Source organism: Pseudomonas sp. 57B-090624 (assembly GCF_003234055.1).
GTDB classification, from domain to species: domain Bacteria; phylum Pseudomonadota; class Gammaproteobacteria; order Pseudomonadales; family Pseudomonadaceae; genus Metapseudomonas; species Metapseudomonas tohonis.
This window is the reverse complement of sequence record NZ_QKRU01000162.1, coordinates 1-2971: the sequence shown is the minus strand read 5'-3', so window position 1 is coordinate 2971 and position 2971 is coordinate 1. Positions and strand designations below refer to the sequence as shown.

The 2971-nt window shown below is 65.4% G+C and carries 2 protein-coding genes; one reads left to right on the top strand and one right to left on the bottom strand.

Translation table 11 applies throughout. The features are described from left to right. The first annotated feature begins 147 nt into the window (after positions 1 to 147). Entirely contained in the window at positions 148 to 1404 is a 1257-nt protein-coding gene (locus DMX10_RS32105; RefSeq protein WP_111264879.1) for an OprD family porin, read from the top strand. A gap of 271 nt (positions 1405 to 1675) precedes the next feature. Here DMX10_RS32105 and DMX10_RS32100 read toward each other — a convergent pair whose 3' ends face one another. Then, entirely contained in the window at positions 1676 to 2869 is a 1194-nt protein-coding gene (locus DMX10_RS32100) for a GGDEF domain-containing protein (RefSeq protein WP_111264878.1), read from the bottom strand. Positions 2870 to 2971 lie beyond the last annotated feature (102 nt).

Genomic DNA, 2971 nt, shown 5'->3' with positions numbered 1-2971 from the left:
GACATGGGGGTGCCTATAGGGAAGCTCTTGGAGCGCTTCTTGGAGCCTCCCATCAACATCACTACACCGCCTTCGGAAGCCGGTTAGAAGTTCCCTTCATCAACCGGCTATTCCGAATACCCAAAAAACCAATATCTGGGAGCATCCATGCATAACCGAAACTATATAGCCGCCGCCTGCACGCTGCTTTCCCTGGGTATCGCCCAGGCCCACGCCAGCGAGCAATCCGACGCCAAGGGCTTCGTCGAGGACGCCAGCCTGAAGGTCCTGCTGCGCAACGCCTATTTCAACCGTGACTACAAGGACAAGACCAACGACGCCAAGGTCTGGGGCCAGGGCTTCATCGGCACCTTCGAGTCCGGCTTCACCCAGGGCACCGTCGGCTTCGGCGTGGACGCCTACGGCCTGCTGGGCATCAAGCTCGACAGCGGCCGTGGTCGCAACTACAGCGCCTTCTTCGACACCGACAGCGACGGCCACCCGGTGGATGACCTCTCCGAGGCCGGCGGCGCGGTGAAGCTGCGCTTCTCCAACACCGTGCTCAAGTACGGCAACCAGTTCCCCTCCCTGCCCGTGCTCGCCTATGACGACAGCCGCCTGCTGCCGCAGGCCTTCACCGGCACCCTGGTGACCAGCAAGGAAATCGAAGGCCTGGAACTGAACGTCGGCCGCTTCACCGCCGACAGCCCGATGGGCGACCCGGCGCGCGACCCCAATCGCCTGAAGAGCATCGACGTGATCGGCGGCAGCTACGTGGTCAACGACGCGCTGTCCGTGGCCCTGTACCACTCCGATGTCGAAGACACCTTCAAGAAGTACTACGGCAACGTGAACTACACGATTCCGTTCAACGCGGAACAGGCCCTGAACCTCGACTTCAACATCTACCGCACCGACTACGACGACAACTCCGATGCCGCGCTGGACTTCGGCGGTGACGGCGAAAACGACAAGAACACCCTGTGGAGCCTGGCCGCCAAGTACAGCGTCGGCGCCCACGCGTTCATCATCGCCCACCAGCGCAACACCGGTGATGCCGGCTATGCGTACGACTACGGCGACGGCGGCAGCACCATCTACGTGGCCAACTCCTACTACTCCGACTTCAACCTGAAGAACGAGCGTTCCTGGCAGGCGAGCTACGAGCTGGACTTCGCCACCTACGGCGTTCCCGGCCTGAGCTACAAGGTCGCCTACGTGCGCGGCAGCAACATCGAGGCCGGCGGCGAGAGCGACGGCACCGAGCGCGAGCTGTTCAACCAGTTCAAGTACGTGGTGCAGGACGGCCCGGCCAAGGACCTGTCGTTCAAGCTGCGCAACTCCATCTACCGTGCCGACAACAACGTGGGCCCGGACCTGAACGAAGTCCGCGCCTTCGTCGAGTACCCGATCAGCATCCTCTGATCGCCAGCACGCGCGCCGGGCAACCCGGCGCGCGCGCCCTCGCTCACGCATTCCCCGTAGGAGCGGCTTCAGCCGCGAAAGCCCCGCCGCCGGCACAAGGCTGCGAGCGGCCGGATACTCCATCGCGAATGAATTCGCTCCCACAGATTCCAGCAAGCACTTCGCGAGCAGAGCTCGCTCCTACGGGAGCGTGCCCCGTTACCCGCAGGTTGGCGCCGAGCGCAGCGAGGCCCAACGCAGCGATACCTCACCCGGGCATTCCCTCACCGGCTCAGCAGAGCGTCATCGCCGCCAGGCAGGCACGGTTGCGGCCTTCCTGCTTGGCCCGGTAGAGCAGCTGGTCGCAGCGCGCCAGCAGGTCCTGCGCCCTGGCCAGGCCCGCGCCGCTGGAGAGCGAGGCCCCCAGGCTGATGGTGTGGTGGCGCAGGCCATCGGGGCGGTTGAGGTGCTCCATGTCCAGCCCCGCCACCTGCACCCGCAGGCGCTCGGTGATGTGCTCCAGCTCGGCCTGGCTGCCGACCTGCAGCAGCACGACGAACTCCTCGCCGCCGTAGCGGAAGACCTTCGCCTGCCCGTCGCGCAGGGTGTGCACCAGGCTGTCCACGACCTCGCGCAGGCAGCGGTCGCCGGCCAGGTGGCCGTAGTGGTCGTTGTAGGGCTTGAAGTAGTCGATGTCCGCCAGCAGCAGCGCGAAGGGCCGGCCGTGCAGGCTCATCTGCTGCCAGTACTCCTCCAGCACGCGATCGAAGGCGCGGCGGTTGCCCACACCGGTGAGCGCATCGGTGCTCGCCAGCTCGTGCAGGCGGCCATTGAGCGTGGCCAGCTCGGCGCGTTGGCGGCGCGCCTCCTCGTCGGCGAGAAAGGCCTGGCGCACGCCACGGATGGTGGTCCAGCTGATGAACAGGCTGAAGATCGCCACCGGCAGGTAGACCAGGGTGAAGATCAGCAGCGCCTTGGTGTCCCCCGGGTGGATCAGCGCGACGTTGTAGAGGATCACCCCGGAGATCGCCAGCGAGCAGGCCAGGATGCCCCTGAACGAATAGCGCACCCCCAGGTTGCCCAGCACGATGAACACCACCGAGGCATAGAGGAAGGTCGCGACGTCGGGCGAATCACTGCGCTTGAGCAACTCGAACCAGGCGATGGTGGACACGATGTCGTGCAGCGGCATGAGCATGTCCATCAGCAGCACGCTGCGGCTGTAGCGGAACACCAGGAAGATGTTCAGCAGCCCCACCAGGCTCAGCAGGCCCCGGGTGACCAGAGACTCCATGGCCATGTCCGGGATCAGCAGCGCATCGGCCAGCACGTAGGCGTCGTAGGCGATCATCGCGATGAAGTTGATCGCCAGCAAAAAGCCCCGGTAGTGCGTGAGCACATAGGCCTTGTAGGCCGGCTCGAGCACGGCGGGGATGCGCCCGCGCAGGGGCCGGGTCGGGACTGTCGGGGTCGCGGGAAGTGTCATGGGGCACTGAGCCTGGGCTGACGCCGGGACGGCGGTCATGGCAGTTGGCCAGTCTAGGGAGGCGCAGGACCGCCGTCTACTGGGACGAGAATCACTCCGTCC

What these genes read in the sequence shown, in the direction of transcription:
- DMX10_RS32105 (WP_111264879.1), top strand. Translation starts at nt 148, where the DNA reads ATGCATAACCGAAACTATATAGCCGCCGCCTGCACGCTGCTTTCCCTG.
- DMX10_RS32100 (WP_111264878.1), bottom strand. Translation starts at nt 2,869, where the DNA reads ATGACACTTCCCGCGACCCCGACAGTCCCGACCCGGCCCCTGCGCGGG.